Genomic DNA, 24,170 nt, shown 5'->3' on the forward strand with positions numbered 1-24,170 from the left:
TCATCGACCGGCGCACTCAGACCCCGGGTACCTCCCGAACCGCAGAAGTGAAGGGTTGCACCGCGAGACCCCGATACGTGCGATTCTGCTGTCTCCCAGCACTTTTCAGCGACATATCCCACACCCCACGAAGCGCGCTCGTCGGACGAGGCGGCTATTGTCAACAACCGGTAATACAAAGGGGCACGAGGGGGGTGCGCACGTGGCGTGGCTACATCGGCGCGGACGGGCAACTGGTAAGCAACCGATCCGGCGGCGGACGATCGCCGCGGTCGCTGTCTTGCTCCTGGCGGGCGCGACCTGGATCACCGGCCCGGCTGCCGCGGTGCCTGCGCCGAGCGGGCCGCACCCGGTGGCCCGCACCGAAGCCGCCCTCACCGCGGGCGCGCGCACGATCCCGCTGTCGATCTGGTATCCGACCACCACCAAGCCCGGAGCCGCTCCCTACATCCCGGCGAGCTCCCTGGCCGCCGCCGCGCAGATGGCCTCCAAGGCGGCGCTGTGGCTGCACACACCCGCCGCCGCGCCCGCGATGTCCGCGACGGTCCTTCCGATCTCCGTCGACGCGCCGGTCGCCGAGGGCGGGCTGCTGCCGGTGGTGATCTGGTCGCCTGCCCTCGGCACGCCGCGCTGGATCGCCTCCGGCCTGTTGATGGAGCTGGCCTCGCGCGGGTATGTCGTGGTCGCGATCGACCACACCGGGGAGTCCCCGGCCGTGGAGGTCGGCGGACGCGTGCAGGTCGGAAACCCGCCGGACGCAGCCGATCACGCGTTCATGCAAGCCGCGCTCGACATGCGCATCCGCGACACCCGCCTCGTCCTCTCCCAGTTGCACACGCTGCCGGTCGTCGGCGCACGCGGCGACCTCGACCGGATGGCGATGGCGGGCCACAGCTACGGCGGACAGACCGCGATGGCGACCATGGCGGTCGAACCGCGGATCCGCACCAGCCTCGTCCTCGACGGCCCCGCTGTGTGGGATGGGGTCGAAGCAGCCCCGGACACCGACCGGCCGGTGCTGCTGCTGGCCATGGGCGCGATGGTCCACGCCTCATGGACGGCCACCGACGCGTCGATCGTCACCCTCGAAGGCGCCGGGCACTACACCGGCACCGACATGCCGACCTTCGGCTGCGCCACCGACCTCTGCGGCACCATCGACCCGAATCGCGGCGCGGCGATCACCAGCGCGGTCATGGCCGCCTGGCTCTCGGGGCACCTGCTCGGCGTCGACGCCGCGATGCCCGAGGACCCTGCCTTGCGGTGGCGCGCAGGCTAGCCCGGCCGTCCGCGCGTGAACGGCAGGTACACCCAAGTGCCGACGTCCGCAACGCCCCTCACCGCACATGCCCGACCGAAAGGAATCCGGGGCAAGCCGACCACGGCCGCCCCGGAGACCCGGTCACCCCACCTGCGCCCCATGCAAATTCCGCGCCGTAGGCGAAGTAGCCACCTCAGCCGGGTCCGGATACGTACCGAAGATCCGGTCCGCGGTCCCCGAACTGGTCACGGTGAACCAGAAATGCTCGTTCTTGTAATGGTGATGCCGGTGATTGCGCCAAACCGCCTTGTACAACGCCCTTTTCGGCTTGTAGTCGGTATGGATCAGGTAGTGCGTCCACTCGTAGCCCAGCCCCAGCACCGTGATGGTGAGCAGGAACGTCAGCCCCAGGCCGAGGCGCGGGAAAGCCAGGGCGGTGATCGCGAGCAGGGCGACGATGACCACCACCAGCGAACGGGTCGGAATGAAGATCAGCGGGATGTTGCGCGGATCCACGTGGTGCTGGCGGTGTTTGCGGGCCAGCTCGCTGTCCAGGGAGATCGGGCCCACGCGCTTCGGCCGCCAGTGCAGCACCATGACGTGCACGACCCACTCGAACGCGGGGAACACCGCGAGCATCGCCAGCGGCAGCACCGCGTCGCTGATCTGCCAGTCGCCCACCAGGATTCGCGCGATCAGGGCCAGCGCCAGTGCCGTGCCGATCATCCACGGCGAGGGGTGGCGAACGAATTCGCGGAAGGCATCGCCGAGCGTCAGGCCGCGGCGCAGTTGGGTTTTGGACATCGTTGTCACCTCGGGTGTTGCGTGATCAATGCCCGCCGAGGGCCTCGATCAGGGCGGTGGTCGCCGGTTCGAGCAGGGCCCGAGCCTTGTCGGCGGCCTTCTTCGGCCGACCCGCCACGATGGCGGCGGCCAGTTCGCGGTAGCCATCGGCATTGCCCACCTCGGCGGACATGACGGGGGCCAGCGCCGCGAGCGCGGGTTCGTAGGCGGCACGCAGCATGTTGAACATCAGGCGGAACACGATCGAGTCGGCCGCGTCGACCACGTGATCCCAGAACTCCAGCGCGTGCCGTTGCAGCGCGATCGGATCGGTTTCGGCGGTCAGCGCCGTCACGCTGCGCTCGAGATGGGCGCGCACCAGGTCCCGATCGGCGGCGCCGTCCGCCGCTGCCTTCGGTGCGCCTGTCGCGGCCATCCGCGCGGCCGCTAGCTCGGCCACCTTCGGCCCGTTGTGCATGCGGACTTCGAGGATGCTGCGCGCGACGGCGGGTTCGAGCATGCCCTCCCGCACCAGCAGCCGGGGCAGCACCTCCAGACCGGCGCCGCGCCGATAGTCGAGCACTGTGGTGGCGTCGCCCTGGCGCACCGCCACGAGTCCCGCCGCCGCCAGGCGTTGCAGCGCCTCGCGCACCGCGGGCCGCGAGACCCCGAGCGCTTCGGCCAGCTGACGTTCGCTCGGCAGCGTCGAGCCGGGCGCGAGTTCACCGCTGAGCACGTCCGCGGCGATCTGTTCGAACACCTCCGCCGACACCGACCTTTTGACAACAGGTTGCAACGCCATGCGTCTACTCTGCGCCCTGATGGTCAGCTGGTCAAGTGGTCAGACCAATTCGTGCCAAACCGATGCCGACGGCGACCGATCGCCGAGCGCACCGACGCACCCTTCGACGAACCCGTGGCAGACTGGAACCCGGGAGGGAGAAAGCATGGCAGAACAGCGAAGGCGGGCTTACGCACTACTGATCCGGGCGGGCAGAGTGCTACTGCTGCACCGAGTTTCGAACACCGCCGAGCCCGACATCTGGGAAATCCCCGGCGGCGCCGTCGCCCCGGACGAGACCTGGGCGCAGACCGTCCGCCGCGAGGTCTCCGCGGAAACCGGTCTCGACGTCCTCGTCGCCGACGAGCTGACGCGCTTCGTCGACGACGACGTCCACACCATCACGTTCGGCTGCTTCGAGAACGAGATCCGCCCGGAACTCGAACTCCGAGCGCACGACGATTTCGAATGGATGACCTACGCCGAAGCCACCCGCGTCCCACTACCCTGGCACGTCCGCGAGACCCTCGCGCACGCCGACGCCCTCGGCCTGCTCACCTGAGCTCGCCACACATCCACCACACGCGGCACACAGGCGGTGACGCTGTGCGGCGTCCACACCGTGTGTGGGAGCGGAGCTGACTAGCTCGGGTCGGAGCCGCGGATGGCGGCGAGCCAGGTGGTGGTGGCGGCGGCGACGCAGAGCGCGCCGGTGAAGGTGAGGAGGGCGCCGCCGTCGATGTAGATCCAGAGCAGAGCGGCGAAGGGGGCCGCGATGGCGGATTGGGCGTCGAACAACAGGCGGCGGGTCAGGCGGGTGGCGGTCGCGGCGAGCAGGGGTGCGTCGGGGTCGGGTCGGGTCGGGTTGTCGACGAGGCGGCCGGGCGGCTCGGTGTCGCGCGCCCGGCCCGACGGGTAGAGGCGCAGGTCCGCGGTGCGGATGATGCGTCCGCCCCGCGCCTCGGTCTCCGTCATGGTCAGCAGCGCCGGATCGAAGTACACCGGCAGCCAGCGGCGCGAACCACCCGAGTCGGTGACCTCCAACCAGGACCTGCTCACCAACCGGTGCTGCTGCCGAATCCGAGCGACCCGAAAGGCTCCCGAATCCGGCAGTCCACAAGGCAGCATGCCGAAGGCCATCGAAAGCCGAATCCCGGTGTAGCCCAGGATCGCCAGTGCCACCGTCGTCAGCGCCGCCAACTGGTCCACGGTGGCGAACGGCGCCCACGCGGCACAGACCGCGAGGGCGCCGAGCGTCACGCCGATCGGATAGGCCACCGGATGGCCTCCGAAACTCACTTCAGGAAGCCGACTTTGGTGTAGTCCGGCGTGGCGAGGCCGAACGCGCCGTAGTTGGCGAGGTTGTCGCGCACCGCGTAGGTGCCCGAAGCCTGGTTCAGCGGAATCGAATAGCCCTCGACGAAGATCATCTGATCGCTCTGGTTGGCTAGCTCGATCGCCTTGTCGGGGTCCAGCTCCGCGATGGTCTTGTCGATCAGGGCGTTGAGCTCCGGCGACCCGATGCGGGCCTTGTTGCCCATCAGGTTGTTCGGGTCGTAGTAGTAGATCTGCTGCAGCGCACCGAGCGGCAGCGCGCTGCCTTGCCAGCTGAACTGGGCGATGTCGAAGTTGCCCGGATCGATGACGTCCTTGAACAGGCCGGTGCCCGGCACGGTCTGGATGGTCAGCTTCACGCCGACGGCGGCCAGGTTCTGCTGCACGATCTGCGCGGTCTGCACCCAGGCGTCCTGCTGGTACATCACGTCGCGGATCTCCAGCCTCCGGCCGTCCTTCTCGCGCACGTCGCCGTTGAGCTTCCAGCCGAGCTGATCCAGCATCCGCGCCGCCTCGGCGGGGTCGTAGGAGATCGGCGCGGCGTTGTCCTGGTAGCCCTTCTGGCCGGCCATGAAAATGTGGTTGTTCAGCGGCTTCGGGTTGTCCACCACGCCGTTCTGCGACGCGGTGACGATGCCCTGCCGGTCGATGGCCTTGGAAATGGCGATCCGCAGCTGCGGGTCCTCCAGCAGCGAGCCGGGCGCGCCGTTGAAGGTCAGGTGCGACCAGGCCGGTTCCGGCGCGCGCCGGATGACGACGTTCGCCGCGTTGCGCGCCGCCGTCACGTTCTCGATGCCCGACATGTAGGCGATGTCGAGCTCGTTGTTCTGGATCGCGGGCAGCCATGCGCTGTGGTCGAGCACGCTGAAAGTGATGGTGTCCAGCTTGGGGGTGTCGCCCCACCACTTCGGATTGCGGCTCAGGGTGATGCGCTGCTGCGCACGGTCGATGTTCGTGATCACGAACGGGCCCGCGCTCAGCGTCAGACCGTCCCGGTTCGCGGTGTTGAACGCTTCGGGAGACCCGGTGACCGACTTCGGGTAGAGCGGGCTGAACTGGCCGCGCCATTCGCCGTAGGGCTGGTCGAACGTGACGATCGCCTGCCGGTCGTCCGCGCCGCGCTCGACCTTCGCCACCCGGTCGAAGCCGCTGAGCCCCGCGATCAGGTACGCGTTGTCCTTACCGCTGAGCGCGTTGGCCTGGGAGCGCAGGTCCTCCCAGGTGATGGGGCTGCCGTCGGACCACACGGCTTTCGGGTTGATGGTGTAGGTGACCTGCTGCGGGCTGGTGTTGGTGAGCTGCACATCGGTGAAGAAGTTGTGGTCCACCGAGAGCTCGCCCGCCGCGTTGCTGACGAACGGCGCGGGCATGGTCGGGCCCGCCACCAGCCCGCCGCTCTCGGTATTGCCGTCCACCTGGAGCACGTTGAAGTTCTCCGGGAACGAACTCAGCACCAGGCGTAGATTCCCGCCTTCGCGCAACTGGCTCGGGTCCACCGGATTGATGTCGTTGGTGCTGCCGATCGTGCTGGTGCCGGGCGTGATGCTCCCGCTGTCCGAACAACCGGTCAGGATCAGGCCGAGCGCGGCGAGTGGCGCCGCCAATCGGGTGGTCAAGGAGCGTGTCCGCATAGAGCTGGTCCTTCCACATCTGTCGACGCCTGATCGGTGTCGCCGCGTCATGTCGCCGCGGCATCACATCACTTCACGAAGCCGACTTTAGTTGCGTCGAAGGAGGCCAGCCCGAACGCGCCGTAATTGGCCAGGTTCTCGCGCACCGCGACGGTGCCCGCCGACTGCACGATCGGCACCGAGTGGCCGATGTCGAAGATCATCTTGTCGGCGCGGTTGGCCAGCTCGATGGCCTTGTTCGGGTCGAGCTCGGAGATCGTCTCCTCGATCAGCGCGTTCAGTTCGGGGCTGCCGATGCGACCCTTGTTGCTCAGCCGGTTGTTCGGGTCGTAGGCGTAGATCTGCGGCAGCGCGCCGAGCGGGAGGATGCCGCCGGACCAGGTGAACTGGCAGATCTCGAAGTTGCCCGGATCGATCACGTCGGTGAAAAGGCCGTTGCCCGGGTAGGTTTGGATGATCATCTTCACGCCCACCTTGGCCAGGTTCTGCTGGGCGATCTGCGCCATCTGAATCCACGTGTCCTGCTGGTACATCACATTGCGCAGTTCCAGCTTGCGGCCGTTCTTCTCGCGGACGTCGCCGTTGAGCTTCCAGCCCAGTTCGTCGAGCATCCGCGCGGCGCCCTCGGGGTCGTAGGCGACGGCGGCGGCGTTGTCCTGGTAGCCCTTCTGGCCGTTGAGGTAGACGTGGTTGTTCAGCGGCTTCGGGTCGTCGACGATGCCGTTCTGCGTCGCGGTGGCGATGCCCTGCCGGTCGATGGCCTTGGAGATGGCGATCCGCAGCTGCGGGTCCTCCAGCAGCGAGCCCGGCGCACCGTTGAAGGTGAAGTGCGAGAACCGCGGCGCGGCGGCGCGACGCACCTTGATGCCCGGCGAGTTGGTCGCGGTCTTCACCTCGTCGATGCCGGATACGGAGGCGTAGTCGAGCTCGTTGTTCTGCAGCGCGGAGATGCGCGCGGAGTAGTCGAGCACGCTGAAGGTGATGGTGTCGAGCTTCGGGGTGTCACCCCACCACTTCGGGTTGCGCTTCAGCACGATGCGCTGCTGAGCGCGGTCGATCGAGTCGATCAGGAACGGACCGGACGAGATCGGCAGGCTGTTGCGCGCCCAGTTCTCGAACGACTCCGGCGATCCGGTCGACACCGTCGGGTACAGCGGGTTGAACAGGCCCTGCCATTCGGCGTAGTGCTGCCCGAAGGTGACGATCGCCTGCCGGTCGTCGACGCCACGCTCGACCTTGTCGACCCGGCTGTAGCCCTGGGTCGCGCGCACCTGGTACGCCGTGTTCCGCCCGCTCAGCGCGTTCGCCTGGGAGCGCAGGTCCTCCCAGGTGATCGGGCTGCCGTCGGACCAGACGGCTTTGGGGTTGATGGTGTAGGTGATCTGCTGCGGATTGGTGTTGGTGAGCTCGATGCGGGTGAAGTAGTTGGCATCGGTCGTGAGCTCACCCGCCGCGTCGGAACTCACCGTGCCGGGCAGCGTCCACTCGACGACGTCCCCGACGTCGCCCGAGGCGTCCACGTGCGAGGAGTTGAAGGTCTCCGGGAAGCTGGTCAGCGCCAGGCGCAGATTGCCGCCGTCGCGCAACTCGCCGGGATCGCGGGGATTGATGTCGTTGCTGGTGCCGATCGAGCTCGAGCCGGACTGCACGGAGGCGTCCGCGCCACAGCCCGCCAGCAGCAGCGCGACGGCCAGCGCGGGCGCGGCGACCCCGAGGCCGAGCCGACGACGAGAAGAGAGGGCTGCGGTCATTTCACGAATCCGATCTTGGTGTAGTCGTAGGACGCCAGGCCGGGAGAGCCGAAGTTGGCCACTTCGGCGCGTACGCCCCAGCTGCCGTCCGACTGGGTGAGCGGCAGCGAGTGCCCCTCTTCGAACACTTTGCGGTCCACCTCGTTGGCCAGCTCGAAGGCCTTCGCGGGATCCAGCTCGCGCAGGGTGCGCTCGATGAGCGCGTTCAGTTCCGGCGAGCCGATGCGGCCGAAGTTGCCCTGCAAGTCGTTGGGGTCGTAGTAGTAGATCTGCCGAATGCTGCTGAGCGGGAAGGCGTCGCCCTGGAACACGAACTGGGCGGCGTCGAAATCACCCGGCTGGATGACGTCGGTGAAGTAGCCCGCGCCCGGTTTGGTGTCGATGACGAGCCCGACGCCGATCTGCGCCAGATTCTGCTGGATGATCTGCGCGATCTGCACCCACAGCGCGTCGTTGTACATCACATCGCGGATGATCAGCTTGCGGCCGTCCTTCTCGCGGACGTCGCCGTTGAGCTTCCAGCCGAGCGCGTCGAGTTCGCGCGCCGCCGCGGCGGGATCGAACGGCAGGCTGTTGTCCTGATAGCCACGCTGTCCTTGCAGGTAGACGTGGTTGTTGAGCGGCTTCGGGTTCTCCACCAGGCCGTTCTGGATGGCAGTGGCGATGCCCTGGCGATCGATCGCCTTCGAAATGGCTACGCGCACCGCGGGATCGGCGAGGATCGAGCCGGGCGCGCCGTTGAAGGTGATGTGCCGCCAGCGGTTGCCCGGCGCCCTGCGGACCTCGAGGCCGCCGGTGCCCCGCACGTTCTTCACGTCGTCGATGGAATTGAGCACCACCGCGTCGATCTCGTTGTTCTGCAGCGCGGCGACCCAGGCGCTGCGATCGAGCACCGAGTAGGTGATGGTGTCCAGCTTGGGACGCTCGCCCCACCAGTTGGGGTTGCGGCCCAAGATGATCCGGCCCTGCCCACGGTCGGTGGACTGCACCTGGAAGGGCCCCGCCGACGGTCCCATCGCATCGGCCAGGCTGTGGTTGAACGCATCGGGATCCTGCGTCACCGATTTCGGGAACAGCGCGGCGTTGCCCGCGAACTGGCCGCGCCATTCGGCGTAGGGGTGGTTGAACGTGAGGACGGCCTGGCGGTCGTCGACGCCGCGCTCGACCTTCTCCACGAACTCGAAACCGTTGGTGATGGCGATCAGGAACCGCTTGTCCTTGCCGCTCAGCGCGTTCGCCTGGAAACGGATGTCCTCCCAGGTGATCGGGGCGCCGTCGGACCAGACGGCCTTCGGGTTGATGGTGTAGGTGACCTGTTGCGGATCGGTGCCGGTCAGCGCGACGTCGGTGAAATAGTCGTGGTTGATCGACAGTTCGCCCGCGGCATCGGTGTCGAACGCGCGCGGCATCATCGGGCGCTCGATATCGGCGATGTCGGCCTCGTTCCCGTCGTTGGACAGGGTGTTCCAGTTCGCCGGATACGCGGTGGTCGCCAGCCGGAGGTTGCCTCCCTCGCGGACCTCCTCGCGGGGTGTGGGATTGATGTCGCTGGTGGTGCCCAGCGCGTCGGACAGGCCTGCGGCCGAGTCGTCGTCGCCCGCGCCGCACCCGGCGGCGATCAGCCCGACCGCCACCGCGCCCGCGACCCAGCGCATTCCCCTCGAACGGATCCGCATGCTGCCCTCCTGACTATCCGCCGACCACCGGCATGGGTACCGCGTCGATCAGCCTGCGGGTGTACTCGTGCGAAGGGCTGGCGAAAATCTGCTCGGCCGGGCCGGATTCGACGATCTTGCCTCGGTACATCACCGCGATGTGATGGGCCAGGTTGCGCACCACCGACAGATCGTGCGAGACGAACAGATACGACAGCCCGCGCTCGGTCTGTAGATCGCGCAGCAGGTTCAGCACACCGGCCTGGATGGAGACGTCCAGCGAGGACACCGGCTCGTCGAGCACGAGCAGTTCGGGGTCCAGTGCGAGGGCGCGCGCGATGCTGATGCGCTGCTTCTGGCCGCCCGAGAAATCCGCCGGGTAGCGGTCGGCGTGTTCGGGACGCAGGCCGACCTGCTCGAGCAGTTCCGGCACGCGGCGGGCGATCTCGGCGCGCGAGCGGCCGTCGATGCGCAGCGGTTGGGCCAGCGCGTCGAAGATCGGCAGGCGCGGGTCCAGCGATGCGGTCGGATCCTGGAAGACGATCTGCATCGTGCGCCGGATCTCGCGCCGCTCGGCCTTGGTCAGGGTGGACACGTCGCGGCCCATGATCTCGATGGTGCCCGACTGCGGCTGCACCAGGTCGAGAATCTGGGTGAGCGTGGTGGATTTTCCGGAACCCGACTCGCCGACCAGCGCCAGCGTTCGTCCGGCGAGCACCTCGAAGCTGATGCCGTCGACCGCGCGCACCTCGCCCTTGCGGCGCTGGAACACCACGCCCGAGGTGATCGGGAAGGTCTTGACCAGGTCGGTGACCCGAAGCACCACGCCCTTGCCGGTCTCGGACTCGGCCTTCGGCTCCTCGATCTCGGAACGGTAGGCCTCGAACAGCCCGTCCGTGCCGACCTCTCCGGTACGGATGCAGGCGGCGGCGTGGCCGGGTTCGGTCCTCTCCAGCGGCGGCTCGGCGGCGCGGCACTGCTCGATCGAGATCGGGCAGCGCGGCGCGAACGAGCAGCCCGGCGGCAGCGCGTGCATGGCGGGCGGCGCGCCGACGATCGGGATGAGCGGCCTGCGCGCGGGACCGTCCATGCGCGGGATCGAGCCGAGCAGCCCGACCGTATACGGCATCCGCGGCGCGTTGAACAGTTCGCTCGCCGTCGCGGTTTCGACGATGCGACCCGCGTACATCACCGCGACCCGGTCGGCCAGCGTCGCGGCGATACCCATGTCGTGGGTGATCATGATGACGCCCGCGCCGGTGATGTCGCGCGCCTTGCGCAGCAGATTCAGGATCTGCTTCTGCACGGTGACGTCCAGCGCGGTGGTCGGCTCGTCGCAGATGATCAGCGCCGGATCGTTGGCGATGGCCATCGCGATCACCACGCGCTGGCGCATACCGCCGGAGAACTCGTGCGGGAAAGCCTTGGCGCGCGTCTTCGCGTCATCGATGCCGACCAGTTCCAGCAGCTCGACCGCCTTCTCGGCGGCTTCCTTCCTGCTATGCGCGCCGTGCGCGAGCAGCGCCTCGGCGATCTGATCGCCTACCCGGTACACCGGGGTCAGCGCGGAGAGCGGGTCCTGGAACACCATGCTGATCGAGCTGCCGCGCAATCGCGACATCTCCCGATCGCCCAAGCCGAGCAGCTCCCGCCCGCGCAGCCGGATGGACCCGTTGACCCGGGCCTGCTCGGGCAGCAAACCCATCACCGCCAGCGACGACACCGACTTGCCCGAACCCGATTCGCCGACGATGGCGAGCACCTCGCCGTCGGCGACGCTGTAGGTCACCCCGCGCACGGCGTCGATGCGGCCCTCCTCGCTGGGGAAGGAGACCCGCAGATCGGCGACTTCCAAGAGGGGCGCGGTGGAATTGGCGGTCATGCGTCAGCCTTCTTTGCCTTCTTGCGCGCCCGAGCCCGCTTGGCGCTCGGGTCGAACGCGTCGCGCAAGCCGTCACCGACCAGGTTCGCGCACAGCACGGTGGTGATCAGCAGGCCGCCGGAGAACAGGAACAGCCACGGGTAGGTCAGCGCGGACTTGGTGCCCGCCGCGATCAGCGAGCCGAGCGAGACATCGGGCGGCTGCACGCCGAAACCGAGGAAGCTCAGGCCGGTCTCGGCCATGATCGCCGCGCCGACGGTGAGCGTGGTGTCGATGATCAGGATCGACGCGATGTTGGGCACGATGTGGCTGACGATGACGGTCCGCGTCGGCGCGCCCATATACCGTGCGGCCTTGACGAATTCGCGATCACGCAGGCTCAGCGTCAGACCGCGCACGATGCGCGCGCTGATCATCCAGCCGAACACCGCGAGCAGCACGATCAGCAGCGCGATCGAACCGCTGCCCTTCGTGCGCGGTGCGAACAGCGCGATGATGATGAAGCTGGGCACCACGAGCAGCAGGTCGACGAACCACATGATGGCCCGGTCGGTCCAGCCGCCGAGCAGCCCGGCGAGCGCGCCCGTGGTCGCCGCGATGGTGGTCGAGATGAGCGCCACGCACAGGCCGATGATCAGCGATTTCTGCAAGCCACGCAGGGTCTGCGCGAGCACGTCCTGGCCGATCTGGGTGGTGCCGAAGGGATGGTCGGCGCTGGGCGGTTTCAGCAGCGCGGTGTAGTCCATCTGCTGGTAGTCGTACGGCAGGAAGGGCGGCAGCGCGAAACTCGCGACGAACAGCAGCACCAGCACCACGGCCCCGGCGATCGCGGGCTTGTTGCGCAGGAAACGCCGCAGCACCAGCTTGCGCCGCCCAGCCGCGGCGACTTCGGGCGCGCCTTGGACGATGATCTCGGCTTCGGTCATGCTGCTGCCCCCCTGACGGGATTCGCGGGGCCGATTCGATCAGTGGTCATCCCACACGCACCCTGGGGTCGAGAATCGCGTAGACGATGTCGGAGAGCAGGCCCGACACCAGCACGACGAGACCGGCGAACGCGGTCACCGTCACCACCACGTAGAGGTCTTGGGCGTTGATCGAATCGACCAGCCACTCGCCGACGCCATGCCAGCCGAAGATCTTCTCGGTGAACGTCGCGCCGGTGATCAGGCCGCCGAGGCTGTAGGCGAACAGCGTGGCCATCGGGATGAGCGCGGTGCGCAGTCCGTGCTTGTAGAGCGCCTTGTTCCTGGTCAGGCCCTTGGCGCGGGCGGTGCGGATGAAATCGCTCTGCAGCACGTCGAGCATCGCGTTGCGCTGGTAGCGGCTGTAGCCCGCCATGCCGCCGAGCGCGAGCGCCGCGGTCGGCAGCACCAGGTGCTGGAGCCGGTCGACCAGCTGCGGCCAGAACCCCTCGATGGCGCTGGCCGACGTCTCGCCGGTGTAGAGGAATATCTGCGAGCCGGTCGCCGAATTGATCTCCAGCGCCCCGTATTTCAGCAGCGTGGCCAGCAGGAATATCGGGGTACTGAGAATCAACAGCGAGACGACGGTCGTGAAGTAATCGCTGAATTTGTATTGCCTAATCGCGCCTGCCGCGCCGATCAGCACACCGAGCACCGTGCCGACGATCGAACCGACGATCAACAGCCGCAGGCTCACCGCGACCCGGCGCGGCAATTCCTCGCTCACCGGCTGGCCCGCAAGGGTGGTGCCGAAATCGCCGCTGGGGATGCCCTTCAGCCAGGTGATATAGCGCTCCGGAATCGGATCGTCGAGGTGCAATTCCTCGGCCTTGGCATCGATCACCGCCTGCGGCGGGCGGGGGTTGCGCTGTTCGAGACTGTCCAGCGGCCGAAATGTCAGCGACGCGAGGCTGAACGTCAGGAACGAAGCCAGCAGCAACAGCACGACATAATTGAGCGCGCGTCGTAGCAGGAAGCCGGTCATCAGTCCTCTGGTTCTCCGGCCGGCCGGGCCGGTGTTCGAGTGTTAGCCCCTGATCATAAGGACGACGCCGCGAACGCGCGTGCCACACATCTGCCCGGGCATGTCCAGCGGACCCGTACCGCTCGCGACCGCCCCGCGACGGTTTTCCGGCAGGATGGAAGAGGTGACGCGCCTGCACCTGCCCAAACCGAAGATGGTGGCCACCGATGTGGACGGCACCCTGATCGATCACGACGAACGAGTGACCGGCCGCACCAAGGCCGCGGTCGCCGCCCTGATCGCCGACGGGGTGCCGTTCGTGCTGGCCACGGGCAGGCCGCCGCGCTGGATCGAACCTGTGGTCGACGGCCTCGGCTTCGCGCCGCTGTGCGTCTGCGGCAACGGGGCGGTGATCTACGACAGCGCCGCGGACAAGGTGCTCGCGAGCCGGACGGTGGACGTCGAGACGCTGAGCTGGATCGCCGACCTGGCCGAGCGCGCGCTACCCGGCTGCGGTCTGGCCGCCGAACGCGTCGGCGCCAGCGCGCACGACGCCGCGACGCCGCAGTTCGTCAGCTCGCCCGAGTACGAGCACGCCTGGCTGAACCCCGACGACACGGCGGTCGCCCGGCACGAGGTGATCGATGCGCCCGCGATCAAGATGCTCATTCGGTTGCGCGGTGCGCTCAGCGGCGACATGCGTGCGGTGCTCGCACCGCTCATCGGCGATCGCGCCGACATCACCTACTCCACCGACCACGGTTTGATCGAGCTGTCCGCGCCCGGCGTCACCAAGGCGTCCGGGCTGGCCACCGTCGCGCAGCGGCTCGGGGTGCAGCACTCGGCGATCATCGCCTTCGGCGACATGCCCAACGACGTTCCGATGCTGGAAATGGCCGGGCACGGCGTCGCCATGGCCAACGCGCACCCGGAGGCGTTGGCCGCGGCCGACGAGGTGACCGCGACCAACGCCGACGACGGTGTCGCACAGGTGCTCGAACGCTGGTGGGTCTGAACGACTTTCAGCCGACCGGCGCTGGATCCGGAGCGACGTCGTCCGCCTGCGTCTCCTCCGAAGTCACCGGCTCGGTGGGAACGGCAGGCGCTGCGGCCGGTACGGGAGCCGGTCCGGGCGGAACCGGCGCGGCGACCGCGTCGCCCTGGTTACGGCGCGACTCCTGCTGGTAGATCTGGTTGTAGGTCCGCCAGACCGTCGTGACGATCCCCGTGATCTTGTTGAGGATCAGCGAGCCGTACTGGAAGTCCGACCTGAGGCCGTCCGGCACCAGGTAGGCGTCGGCGAGCGGCAGACCGAGCATGCCCAAGTCGGCGCCGAGCTGAAGGAAGCGCTCCAGGATCACGCCCGTCACCTCGATGACGCGGTTGTCGGGCGTCGTGTAGACGTAGCCGTTGGCGAACTTGGCGTACTGCTGGCCCTGCGCGGCGGGCATCGGCTCGGACATCGCCTGGCCCAGCGGACCGTCCGGACCGCCCTTGGCCGAGTAGTGCTTGGCGATGATGTTCTCGTCCACCAAGCTCAGCAGCCGTGCCGTCAGCGCGGCGAGCGTCGCCAGATCGGACTCGGTGCGCTCCGGCAGCTGCGGCAGCCGCGGATTCTGTTGCGGCGCGGGGCCGCCCGCCGCGCCCGCGGCGATATCGCGAATCCGGTCCATCAGGTCGTAGGCGGCGTCGCCGGGGCAGGTGGTGTTGCCGACGTCGCGGTGCGCGAACACGATCGGCAGGTCGACGGCCTCGCCTTGGGCGTACGGGGTGTATTCGGTGCCCTCGGAGTACATCGTGGTGTGGCCCTTGGGATCCAGGCCCGCGAGCCTGGTCCGCCAGCCGATGAACTTGCCGACGGCGGTCACCGCCTGGTCCGACGGCGACTCGGACTCGTGATTGCCCATCAAGGCCACGCCCGCGGTGTTCTCGTTGAACCCGCCCGCGTGTGCGCCCTGCACCGGGCGGTCCAGCCCGCCGTAGCGCCCCTCGAAGATCTGGCCGTACTTGTCGACGAGGGCGTTGTACCCGATGTCGCACCAGCCGAGGGTTTGGGCGTGATAGGTGTAGATCGCGCGGACGATGCCCGCCGATTCGGCCTTGCTGTAGTCGTTGCGGCCCGCCGTGTGGTGCACGGTGACGCCGCCGAGGCTGTCGTCGTAGGTGGGTTCGTCGCAGCGAATGGATTCGTCCGCGCCCCACTGCGATCGGGTGATCACGTGCGGTCCGCCGCCGGGCAGCGCGCCTGCGACGTCGGTGAGCGCGCCGTCGATCGCGCCGCGGCCGGGATCGATCAGGACCGCGGTGAGCGACGGCGGGGTGAACTGGGCCGGATCGCCGGTGTGCGGCGCGGCGGCGGGCACGGGTTGCAGCGGACCGGATGCCGGTGCGGTACTAGGAGTTTGCGGTTCCGTAGCAGTGGATTTGCGGGTGACCAGAATCTGGACCGCGTTGGTGTTCCCGACGTAGATCGGCTCGGTGCCTGCGGTGCCACCGGCCGGTGTGCGGTCGTCGCGCCGGGTGTCGATCGGTTCGGACTCGTACCAAGGGCCCCAGGTGCCGTCCGGTTGGCGGGCACGCACCATGGCGCGCGTGTCGGCGAGATCGCGCGCGGTGAGGGCGACGACGCTGAACGGCGTCTCCCGCGACAGCTCCTTGACCTGCGCGCCTACCTGGTCGAGGAGCTCGTGCGGGAGTGCGCCGGGGGCCAGTGCGGGCGTGTCGGGGGTGGTTCCCTCCGGCAGGGCCGCCGGGTCGGAGATGAAGCGAGCGGCTGGCTTGGGCACCGGGCTCGGCGTCGCGGGGGCGGGAATGGACTGGCCTGGGATGGGTTTGGGGACGGTTTGTACTGGCAGAGGATGCGCGGGGCCCGCGGCGGCGGGACCGGAGGCGGGTTGTCCGGGGATGGCCTGCATGGATTGGCCCGGTACCGCGGGGCTGGTGGTCGGCGCCGTGAAGCCGGGCGCGGCCTGGCCCGGGGCCAGCCGGGGGAGCGGGATCTCCTTCGGCAGCTGGACGCCCGGCGGCAGCGGCAGGCCATCCGGTATCGGGATGGAGCGCGGGATCGGCAGCGTCCGCAAGTCGGATAGTCGCAGGTCGGGGAGGTCGAGGCCGGTGAGTTCGCGCAGCGGGAGGGTGATCTCGGGAGTCTGCGCGAGCAGCACTTCGGCCAGACGCGCGGGCACCGCGGCCAGCTCGGTCTCGTTGGCCGAGCGGTAGTCGGTCGAATCGCCCTGCATGAGTGTCGCGAGCGGAGCCGCTACCGCAAGCGTGGTCACCATGGGGAGCACGTACGAACGTTTCGGTTTGCGGTACGGCACGAGCATCTCCAATCAGGTCGAACCGGTGATCAGGTGCGGAAATCAGGTTTGCTTCCTGATGCATCAACAATCACACTAGTTCACATCTGTCACATCTCTAAACCTTTTGTTGAGAGTTAGGATCACGTAATTGCTCGAATGTAGCTCTCGGAATGCGACCGGACGGAACGACATGCCGACAGGTATCCGACTGATCCGGTCCTGGAACCGTGGGAGATTCGAATGCGACGCAGCCAGCAGCACCGTCCGAGCGCGTGGGGGATCGAAAGAGCGCAGCACACCAGGCGCTTCAGAGTGCGGAACAGAATGCGGCCCGCCCCGATATCGGCGCGGCCCGTGCTTGTCACCGGATGCGCCGCCGTCCTGGCGGGCACTGCCGTCGCGCTCTGGGGCTGGCCGGGCGACACGCCCATCCGGCCGCTTGCCGGCCACGGCCGGGGCATGAGCCAGGTCGGCGCCTTCGACAGCGCCCAGCAGGGTTGGCTCGCCGAACGCATACTCGAGCACTACTACCCGGGCGCGACACTCGGGACCAGCCCGCCGACCAACCTGGCCGTGCGGCTCGTGGAACAGGACGGTTCCACCCTCGACGCCTACGCCGAAGCCGGATTCCGGGTGGCGGGCCGGGAAGTGGCGGCGGGCCAGGTCGCTCACCTCACTCCGCTGCCGGACGGCGGCGCGAACGTGGTCGTCACCGTCGGATGCGACGGCGAAGTCCTCTGGCAGACAGTCACTTCCGATCCGTGGATCTATCCCCTCGACCCCAAGCCGAACCGGCCCGCGTCCGAACATCTCACCTTGTGCGGCGGAACCGCCTACCGCGGCTCGCTCGGCCTCGCCACCGAGAACGGGGAGCCGCGCACGATCAACCGCGTCGACGTGGAGGACTACCTGCTCGGCGTCGTTCCGGCCGAAGTCCAGGCGAACTGGGTCGACAAGGGCGCGGGTGAGGCGCTGCGCGCGCAGGCCATCGCGGCCCGGTCGTATGTGCTCGCCGAGCGCAGGTATCCGTACGCGCAGACTTGCGACACCACCGACTGCCAGGTGTATCCCGGGACGGTGAAGGAAGATCCGCGCACCGCCGCGACCATCGCGTCCACCGCGGGCACCGTGCTGCTGCGCGACGGTCGCATCCTGCGTTCGGAGTATTCCTCCGCGCCGGACGGCGGCGAACCCGCCGACATCTACGCCTTCGACGTGGGCCCCACGCCCGCCGAACTCTCGGTGGGTCGTCCGCCGACGGACCCGCGGCCGGATCCGCGCACACGTGCCGCGACCACGCAGTCGCCGATCGACCTCGAATATCAGCGCCGCGGCGGCGAGGCGGGCTCGCTGGGCGCGCCGCTCGGGCCGGAGATGCTGCTGCCGCAGCGGGCGGGCACCTACCGGATGTTCACCAACGGCGTCATCATCGTCACGCCGACGCTCGGTGCGCAGGTGGTGGACTTCACGACGCTGTTGCAGCTCGTACCCGATCCGGGCGGCGTGGGGGCCGCGCCGACGGGTTCGCCGGAGCGGCCTGGTGGGACGCCGGGGTCGAACTCCGCGCCGGCTTCGGGGGCTGCGGTGCCCTCGGGTCGGGAGGTTCTGCCCGGCGGACACGCGCTGCCCGGTGTAGGGGCGTCTGTGGGTGGCGGTGTGCAGCCCGGTGAGCGGGTTGCGCCCGGTGCGGGTGCGTCTGTGGGTGGCGGTGTGCAGCCCGGTGGACAGGTTGCGCCCGGTGCGGCGGCGTCTGTGGGTGGCGGTGTGCAGCCCGGTGAGCGGGTTGCGCCCGGTGCGGGGGCGTCGGGCGGTGGCGGAGCGCTGCCCGGTGCCGCGGCGTCGGCGGGTACCGCGGCGGGAAGCGGCCCGGCGACCGGTGCGCCTGCGCCGTCGGGTGTGCCGCATGAGCAGGCGCCGAACCCGGGGTTCGCCATACCGTCGCTCGAGGAGGTGTTCGGGCGCCGCTGATCGGCGGAGCGCCGCAAGGGTTTCCGGCTCGTGTGCTGTCAGTCCAGTTTGGTGTCGCCCAACGATTCGGCCAGTCGGCGCAGCAGGGCGCTCAGTTCTTCGCGGTCCTCGGCGCCGAGGGCCTCGAGCAGGCGCTGTTCGTTGGCGACGTGCAGCGGCAGTAGCTCGTCGACGAGGTTCCTGCCCTCGGCGGTGAGGCGGACGCGGATGGAGCGTCGGTCCTCGGCGCTCGGCACCCTTTCGACCAGGCCTTTGGCCGCCAATCGGTCGATGCGGTTGGTGATGGCGCCGGAGGTGACCATCGCGGCCCGGTTCAGCGCGCCCGCGGTGAGCCCTTTCGCGCCGCCGGAGCGGCGCAGGGTCGCGAGCACGTCGAACTCCCAGAACTCCAGGCCGTGTCCGGCGAAGAAGCGCTTCAGGTCCTGCTCGAGCACCCGGGACAAGCGGGTGATCCGGCCGATGACGTGCATCGGCGAGACGTCCACGTCCGGACGCTCGCGGCGCCAGTGCTCCGTGATCAGGTCGACGGCGTCGCCCATCGCGGACTCCTCTCTGTTCTAAGAATCTCAACATTCATCTACTTGACGATGAGACACCGCTTGGAGTAGATATTTCAACGTTGAGATTATCAATGAGGAGCGACCGACATGTCCATCACCACCGCGGCACGGAACCCCTACGCGGGCACCCTCGCGCTCACCGCCCTCACGCCGATCGTGTGGGGGTCCACCTACGCCGTCACCACCGAGTTCCTGCCGCCGGACCGGCCGCTGTTCACCGCGCTGATGCGCGCGCTGCCCGCCGGGCTCGTGCTGCTCGCGCTCACTCGCACGTTGCCGAAAGGTCTGTGGATCGGCCGCGCCGCGGCGCTCGGTGTGCTCAATATCGGCGCGTTCTTCCCGCTGCTGTTCCTCGCCGCTTACCGGCTGCCCGGCGGCGTCGCGGGCGTCCTCGGCGCGGTCGCGCCGATGTTCGCGCTGCTCTTCGCCGCCGGAGTGCTGAACGAAAGGCCCACCGGCCGTAAGGTTCTCGCCGGAGTGATCGGCGTGTTCGGCGTCTCGCTCGTGGTGCTACGGGCCACCGCTCAGCTCGACACCGTCGGCGTGTTCGCCGGACTGGCGGGCGCGGGATCGATGGCGCTCGGCACGGTGCTGACGAAGAAGTGGGGGCGACCCGACGGCGTCGGCCCGCTGGCCATGACGGGCTGGCAGCTCACCGCGGGCGGCCTGTTCATCCTCCCGCTCGCCGCGCTGATCGAGGGCGCACCGCCCGCGCTGGATGCCCAAGCCGTCGGCGGCTACCTCTACCTGGGCGTGATCGGCACCGCGCTGGCCTACTGGTTGTGGTTCCGCGGTATCGCGAAGGTGCCCGCCACGTCGGTCGCGTTCCTCGGACTGCTCAGCCCGGTGTCGGCGGCGGTCATCGGCTGGGTCGCCTTGGGGCAGGCGCTGACTCCGTTGCAGGTGCTCGGCATGGTGATCGCGCTGGGCGGCACGTTGCTCGGGCAGACCACCGCGCGGCCGAAGGTCGGCGAAGTCGAGAAGGTCGATGAGGCCGAAGCGGTCGGCGGGGGCGCCGAGCTCGAAAATAGGGAGCGGCCCACGGATGCGGCGCGCATGCTGGTGGGGGCGGGGGCGAAGAACCAGCGCAAAAGCGGGTTGACCTTGACGTAGCGTCAACTTGCAGACTGGGTTCACCGACGAGAAAAGGAAGGAGCGCCCGGTCGTGACCGCGGGCACCCGGACCGGTGAATGGTCCATCCAGGATCTGGCGAAGGCGGCCGGTACCACCAGCCGCACGCTGCGCCACTACGGGCAGCTCGGGCTGTTGCCGCCCAGCCGGATCGGCGCCAACGGGTACCGCTACTACGACCAGGACTCCCTCGTGCGGCTGCAACGCATCCTGCTGCTGCGGGAACTCGGCCTCGGCCTCCCGGTCATCGCCGACGTACTCGCGGGCGAACAGGACACCGCCGCCGCACTGCGTACGCACCTGGACCTGCTTCGGCAGGAACAGGATCGGATCCGACGCCAGATCGACTCGGTGCACACCACGCTGCAAAAGACGGAAAGAGGTGAAAAACTCATGGCAGCAGAGGTTTTCGACGGGTTCGACCACACGCAATACAAGGACGAGGTCATCGAACGCTGGGGCAAGGAAGCCTACGACAGCAGTGACCGCTGGTGGCGTTCGCTCAGCGATCAGCAGAAGCAGGACTTCCAGCAGACCCAGCTGGACATCGCCGCCGACTTCGGTCGCGCGCACGCCGCCGGGCTTCCGGTGGACAGCGACGAGGTCCAAGCCATCACCGCCCGGCACCGCGCCTGGATCGGCGACGGCTGGGGTGGCAAGCCGGTGACGGCCGACGCCTTCATCGGAATCGGCCAGTTGTACGTCGACGACCCGCGATTCGCAGTCAACTACGACGTGCACGCCGCGGGCACCGCCGCGTTCGTGCGCGACGCGATGAAGGTCTACGCGGAGGCCAACCTGCGGTAGGCGTACCTTCGCCTCCGCTCCCGCCGGGCACGAGCTCGCCGACGAACTCTGCCCGGCGGCGTGCACCGACCAGGTGTAAAGCCAGCGCCCGCACGCGGATTCGCGTGCGGGCGCTTTCGCGTGCATGATCATGGGTTCGCTCGAAGCGGGAGGAATGGCGCGTGCACGAGCAGGAAGCCGGTCGGAAGAGTCGACGGCCGGGCGGATCATCATGATCGGGGTGGCTGCGCTGCTCGCGCTGGCCGGTTTCGTGGCCGCGGGTTTCGGTCCGGGGAGCGGTCAACGGGACGCGCTGATTCGCGGGTTCTTCCAGGTCGCGATCCTGACTCTGGCTTCTCTCGACGCGACACGGGAGTGGATCGCGGCGGGCGGGGCGCCGCGCTGACCGATCGGCGCGCGCGGGGCAATCCGTGCGCATAATTTATGGGTTCGACCGATCGACTCGGAGGGACGTACACGCATGCTCTACAGCCAGGAGAGTTCGGGCACTCGGCAGGCTGAGCCCGGGACGCTCGCGACCGCGGTCGCGCTGTTCGCCGCGATCGGCGCGGCGGCGAACCTGGTCGGGCTGCTCGTACTCGCCTTCGGCTTCTTCGGCGACCCGGGGCACTACGACAACTCGCTCGCGGTCTCGACCGCACTCGGCGCGCTGCTGCTGGCCTTCGCGCTCGGCTACGGCGCGGTTCTGATCATCCGCGGCGACGAGGACGGGCGCTTCACGGTGCTCGTCGCCGCGGGCGTGTGGACGGTCGTCGGCATCGCGGGACTGATCGCCGCGCTGTTCGGCTACGAATCCGAGTACGGCATCCACTGGGCCGAGCAAGGCGGTGTCGCGGTGGACATCGCCACGTCGACCGCGGGCCTGGTCGGCACCGTGACGGCGATGGTGCACGGCGAGTGGCTGGCGAATCTCACGGGTCTCGCGCTGCCAGTGACCATTTCGGTCCTCGCCGCGCTGTCGGCGCGTCGCTCTGATTGAGCTTGCCCCACGGTCTTTCTGCGGCAGTGGATATACCACCCGCAGCGTCGATTTCGGTGATCGTGACTGCGGGGTCGCGGCGCGTGGTCGTGACGTGAGGCGACAACCGCCCAACGTCGCGGCGGTGTTCGGTGGGCTGAATTGCGGTCGAGCATCCCAGCGTTGGAGCGGTAGAGTTCACGGCTGAGAGGGCGTCGCAAGCCTTCGGGGAGGGGAAGCCCAATGAACTATCCGTACGGCCCACCGGGGTACGGCTTTCCGCCGCCCGCGCCCAGCGGCGGCACCGCGATCACGGCCGGGGTGCTGTCGACGCTCGTCGGCCTGCTCGGCATGGTCGGCGTGGCCATCGGCCTCGTCGAGGCGCTCGATGCGAGCAACGACGTGGAGCCCGCCGCGTTCATCGGCATCGGTGTCGGCGCGCTGGTGGCGCTGCTCTGGCTGCTCGGTGCGCTGCTGCTGTTCATGCGGCAGACGGCGGGGCGCGTCATCGTCATCGGGATGTCCTCGATCGCCCTGCTCGGCGCGCTCGTGCTGGTCGCCCTCGGCGGCATCGCGGGCGGACTGCCACTCGTCCTGTCCGCCACCATCTTCGGCCTCGCCGTCGCCAGCCCCACGGGCCGATGGATCGCCGCCCGCCGCCAACCGGCCTACCCGCCCGCGTATCCGCCCTACGGCCACCCGCCGTACCCGTACTACTGAGCGCGAACCGGATTCGGTCATCGAGCGATTCCCGAGTGGATCGCCGGACGATCGAACGACGCGGGTTCCGGATTACCCAATGACGGCCCGCGGGATACGTAGGCTTTGCGGTGCCGATTCCGTCGGCCGGGAGTCGGTCACCGTCGATCCTCGAGAGGAGCCGCGTCATGCCGCAGTTGAGCTCGTACGAACCAGGGGTACCTTGCTGGGTCGATCTCGCCACGACCGACCTGGAAGCCGCCAAAGCCTTCTACGGAGACTTGTTCGGCTGGCACGCACAAACCTCGCCGGATCCGCAGTACGGCGGCTACACCATGTTCACGCTGGAGGGCGCCGAAGGCCACGAGGTCTCCGCCGCGATGCCGACATCGGCGGAGGCGCAGCCGCCCGCGTGGAACAGCTACGTCAGCGTCACCGACGCCGACGCTACCGCCAAAGCTGTGCAATCCGCGGGTGGGCAGGTCGTCATGGAGCCCACGGACATCCCAGATCAGGGCCGGATGGCTGTCTTCGCCGACCCGCTCGGCGCGATGATCAGTGTCTGGCAGCCGCGCGCGTTCCAAGGCGCGGGGTACGTGAACGAACCGAACACCTACTGCTGGAGTGAACTCAACTGCCGCGATATCTCTGCCGCCAAGTCCTTTTACGGCGAGGTGTTCGGTTGGGAGGGCGAGACAAGCGAGTTCGGCGATACCACCTACACCGAATGGAAGGTCGGTGGCCGGTCCATCGCGGGCATGGTCGAGATGAACGAGCAGTGGCCCGCCGAAGTACCGCCGCATTGGATGGTCTATTTCGCGGTGTCCGATTGCGACGCGTCCGCGAACCGAACATCCCAGCTGGGCGGGACGGTCTCGGTTCCCCCGACCGACATCCCGGTCGGACGCTTCGCAGTGCTGGGAGACCCACAGGGCGCGTACTTTTCGATCATCCGCTTGAACGGCTGAGCCACTGAAACGGCGCGCCACCGTGCACGGTCGACTTCAACCCGACCGCCGATGCGAGGATGGCCGCGTGGTTTCGCAATCACTCGCTACCGGATTGCGGTAGCGAGTGATTCTGCCGACGGAGGAGGAGCCCGCTACTTCCGAAGTGCCCGCATCAGTTGGGCTTCGGTGATCGGGGGGACCGGGAGGGGGTGTGCGGCGGGGGCGTCGGCACCGCGCGCTGCTCCCCGCGATGCTCGAGCGCGGCGAAGGCACGCTGCTGTTCTCCTCGGGCTCCTCCGAACACCACCTGCTGCCCTACCTGGCCAACTTCGGCGTCGCCCTCGCCGCGCAGCGCACCTACATCCGTCAGCTGCACGCCGAGCTGCGCGGCACCGGCGTCTACGTCGGCCTGCTCAACATCGGCGCGCTGATCGGCGACAGCAAGGCCGAACGTCTCCTCGCGGAAAACCCCGAGCTCGCGCCGCCCGGCGTCGAAATCCCGCGCATGACCAACGCCGAACTGGGCGAACACTACTGGCGCATGTACACCGAGCGCACCCACGACGAACTCGATGTCGGCTTCCCGTCCTGATCTTGCAGTCCTTCGCTACTCCTCGCAGCGGCCGCAACTTCTGCGAGGAGTCCGCGAAGAGACCGCTCAGGCGGCGCACATGGACTGCATGACTCCCTTTGAGGATCGGCGCGCCGTACGTGGCAGGGGAGAAGGCCAGCGTTTGGATGATCGAGAGCGGTGTGGTCACGCTGGAGGCCACGCCGGTGAAGCCG

The 24,170-nt window shown here is 68.5% G+C and carries 22 protein-coding genes; 11 read left to right on the plus strand and 11 right to left on the minus strand.

Translation table 11 applies throughout. The features are described from left to right. The first annotated feature begins 202 nt into the window (after positions 1-202). Positions 203-1,279, plus strand: coding sequence for an alpha/beta hydrolase family protein (locus tag ACRWNM_RS11305; RefSeq protein ID WP_431966349.1), 1,077 nt, complete (start codon positions 203-205; stop codon positions 1,277-1,279). A gap of 123 nt (positions 1,280-1,402) precedes the next feature. Here the strand turns inward: ACRWNM_RS11305 and ACRWNM_RS11310 are convergent, their stop codons facing one another. Next, positions 1,403-2,065, minus strand: coding sequence for a sterol desaturase family protein (locus ACRWNM_RS11310; protein WP_431966351.1), 663 nt, complete (start codon positions 2,063-2,065; stop codon positions 1,403-1,405). A 25-nt stretch (positions 2,066-2,090) separates the two neighbouring features. Continuing rightward, on the minus strand, positions 2,091-2,846 hold the full coding sequence (locus ACRWNM_RS11315; protein WP_431966353.1) for a FadR/GntR family transcriptional regulator: 756 nt from the start codon (positions 2,844-2,846) through the stop codon (positions 2,091-2,093). Between the two features lie 145 nt (positions 2,847-2,991). On the opposite strand from ACRWNM_RS11315, the gene ACRWNM_RS11320 reads away from it, so the two are divergent. After that, on the plus strand, positions 2,992-3,387 hold the full coding sequence (locus ACRWNM_RS11320; RefSeq protein WP_431966355.1) for an NUDIX domain-containing protein: 396 nt from the start codon (positions 2,992-2,994) through the stop codon (positions 3,385-3,387). 80 nt (positions 3,388-3,467) lie between these two features. On the opposite strand, the gene ACRWNM_RS11325 is transcribed toward ACRWNM_RS11320, so the two are convergent. From ACRWNM_RS11325 to ACRWNM_RS11355, 7 genes are all read right to left on the minus strand, one after another. Beyond that, positions 3,468-4,124, minus strand: a complete 657-nt coding sequence (locus ACRWNM_RS11325; RefSeq protein ID WP_431966357.1) for a hypothetical protein — start codon at positions 4,122-4,124, stop codon at positions 3,468-3,470. Beyond that, on the minus strand, positions 4,121-5,791 hold the full coding sequence (locus tag ACRWNM_RS11330; protein ID WP_431966359.1) for an ABC transporter family substrate-binding protein: 1,671 nt from the start codon (positions 5,789-5,791) through the stop codon (positions 4,121-4,123). Before ACRWNM_RS11330 ends, ACRWNM_RS11325 begins: the two co-directional genes overlap by 4 nt. A gap of 68 nt (positions 5,792-5,859) precedes the next feature. Then, positions 5,860-7,542 (minus strand): ABC transporter family substrate-binding protein, encoded by a 1,683-nt coding sequence (locus ACRWNM_RS11335; protein ID WP_431966361.1) that lies wholly within the window; start codon positions 7,540-7,542, stop codon positions 5,860-5,862. Then, the gene (locus tag ACRWNM_RS11340) at positions 7,539-9,218 is read right to left on the minus strand and encodes an ABC transporter family substrate-binding protein (RefSeq protein ID WP_431966363.1); all 1,680 of its coding nucleotides are present in this window, start codon (positions 9,216-9,218) and stop codon (positions 7,539-7,541) included. Before ACRWNM_RS11340 ends, ACRWNM_RS11335 begins: the two co-directional genes overlap by 4 nt. 13 nt (positions 9,219-9,231) lie before the next feature. After that, complete coding sequence (locus ACRWNM_RS11345; RefSeq protein ID WP_431966365.1) at positions 9,232-11,079, minus strand: ABC transporter ATP-binding protein; 1,848 nt, start codon at positions 11,077-11,079, stop codon at positions 9,232-9,234. Beyond that, positions 11,076-12,005 carry an ABC transporter permease gene (locus ACRWNM_RS11350; RefSeq protein ID WP_431966367.1) on the minus strand — a complete coding sequence of 310 codons (930 nt, stop codon included), beginning with the start codon at positions 12,003-12,005 and terminating at the stop codon, positions 11,076-11,078. Before ACRWNM_RS11350 ends, ACRWNM_RS11345 begins: the two co-directional genes overlap by 4 nt. A gap of 46 nt (positions 12,006-12,051) precedes the next feature. Next, positions 12,052-13,029, minus strand: a complete 978-nt coding sequence (locus ACRWNM_RS11355; RefSeq protein WP_431966369.1) for an ABC transporter permease — start codon at positions 13,027-13,029, stop codon at positions 12,052-12,054. Between the two features lie 154 nt (positions 13,030-13,183). On the opposite strand from ACRWNM_RS11355, the gene ACRWNM_RS11360 reads away from it, so the two are divergent. Continuing rightward, positions 13,184-14,023 carry an HAD family hydrolase gene (locus ACRWNM_RS11360; protein ID WP_431966371.1) on the plus strand — a complete coding sequence of 280 codons (840 nt, stop codon included), beginning with the start codon at positions 13,184-13,186 and terminating at the stop codon, positions 14,021-14,023. Between the two features lie 7 nt (positions 14,024-14,030). On the opposite strand, the gene ACRWNM_RS11365 is transcribed toward ACRWNM_RS11360, so the two are convergent. Next, positions 14,031-16,289, minus strand: coding sequence for an N-acetylmuramoyl-L-alanine amidase (locus tag ACRWNM_RS11365; RefSeq protein WP_431966373.1), 2,259 nt, complete (start codon positions 16,287-16,289; stop codon positions 14,031-14,033). A 375-nt stretch (positions 16,290-16,664) separates the two neighbouring features. Between ACRWNM_RS11365 and ACRWNM_RS11370 the strand changes: the two genes are divergently transcribed. Then, positions 16,665-18,278 carry a SpoIID/LytB domain-containing protein gene (locus ACRWNM_RS11370; RefSeq protein WP_431966375.1) on the plus strand — a complete coding sequence of 538 codons (1,614 nt, stop codon included), beginning with the start codon at positions 16,665-16,667 and terminating at the stop codon, positions 18,276-18,278. Between the two features lie 38 nt (positions 18,279-18,316). Here the strand turns inward: ACRWNM_RS11370 and ACRWNM_RS11375 are convergent, their stop codons facing one another. Continuing rightward, the gene (locus ACRWNM_RS11375) at positions 18,317-18,817 is read right to left on the minus strand and encodes a MarR family winged helix-turn-helix transcriptional regulator (RefSeq protein WP_431966377.1); all 501 of its coding nucleotides are present in this window, start codon (positions 18,815-18,817) and stop codon (positions 18,317-18,319) included. Positions 18,818-18,925: 108 nt separating this feature from the next. Between ACRWNM_RS11375 and ACRWNM_RS11380 the strand changes: the two genes are divergently transcribed. The 7 genes from ACRWNM_RS11380 to ACRWNM_RS11410 all read left to right on the plus strand — a co-directional run bounded on the left by ACRWNM_RS11380 (position 18,926) and on the right by ACRWNM_RS11410 (position 23,976). Further along, positions 18,926-19,951 carry an EamA family transporter gene (locus tag ACRWNM_RS11380; RefSeq protein WP_431966379.1) on the plus strand — a complete coding sequence of 342 codons (1,026 nt, stop codon included), beginning with the start codon at positions 18,926-18,928 and terminating at the stop codon, positions 19,949-19,951. A 52-nt stretch (positions 19,952-20,003) separates the two neighbouring features. Continuing rightward, positions 20,004-20,777, plus strand: a complete 774-nt coding sequence (locus ACRWNM_RS11385; protein WP_431966381.1) for a MerR family transcriptional regulator — start codon at positions 20,004-20,006, stop codon at positions 20,775-20,777. A 211-nt stretch (positions 20,778-20,988) separates the two neighbouring features. Then, positions 20,989-21,162 carry a hypothetical protein gene (locus ACRWNM_RS11390; protein WP_431966383.1) on the plus strand — a complete coding sequence of 58 codons (174 nt, stop codon included), beginning with the start codon at positions 20,989-20,991 and terminating at the stop codon, positions 21,160-21,162. A gap of 75 nt (positions 21,163-21,237) precedes the next feature. Further along, positions 21,238-21,756 carry a hypothetical protein gene (locus ACRWNM_RS11395; RefSeq protein ID WP_431966385.1) on the plus strand — a complete coding sequence of 173 codons (519 nt, stop codon included), beginning with the start codon at positions 21,238-21,240 and terminating at the stop codon, positions 21,754-21,756. A 222-nt stretch (positions 21,757-21,978) separates the two neighbouring features. Continuing rightward, the gene (locus ACRWNM_RS11400) at positions 21,979-22,455 is read left to right on the plus strand and encodes a hypothetical protein (RefSeq protein WP_431966387.1); all 477 of its coding nucleotides are present in this window, start codon (positions 21,979-21,981) and stop codon (positions 22,453-22,455) included. 167 nt (positions 22,456-22,622) lie between these two features. Further along, entirely contained in the window at positions 22,623-23,402 is a 780-nt protein-coding gene (locus ACRWNM_RS11405; protein ID WP_431966389.1) for a VOC family protein, read from the plus strand. Between the two features lie 193 nt (positions 23,403-23,595). Beyond that, on the plus strand, positions 23,596-23,976 hold the full coding sequence (locus tag ACRWNM_RS11410) for a hypothetical protein (protein WP_431966391.1): 381 nt from the start codon (positions 23,596-23,598) through the stop codon (positions 23,974-23,976). The last annotated feature ends 194 nt before the right edge of the window (positions 23,977-24,170 follow it).

It is taken from the genome of Nocardia sp. bgisy134, from assembly GCF_965341865.1.
Taxonomy (GTDB): Bacteria; Actinomycetota; Actinomycetes; order Mycobacteriales; family Mycobacteriaceae; genus Nocardia.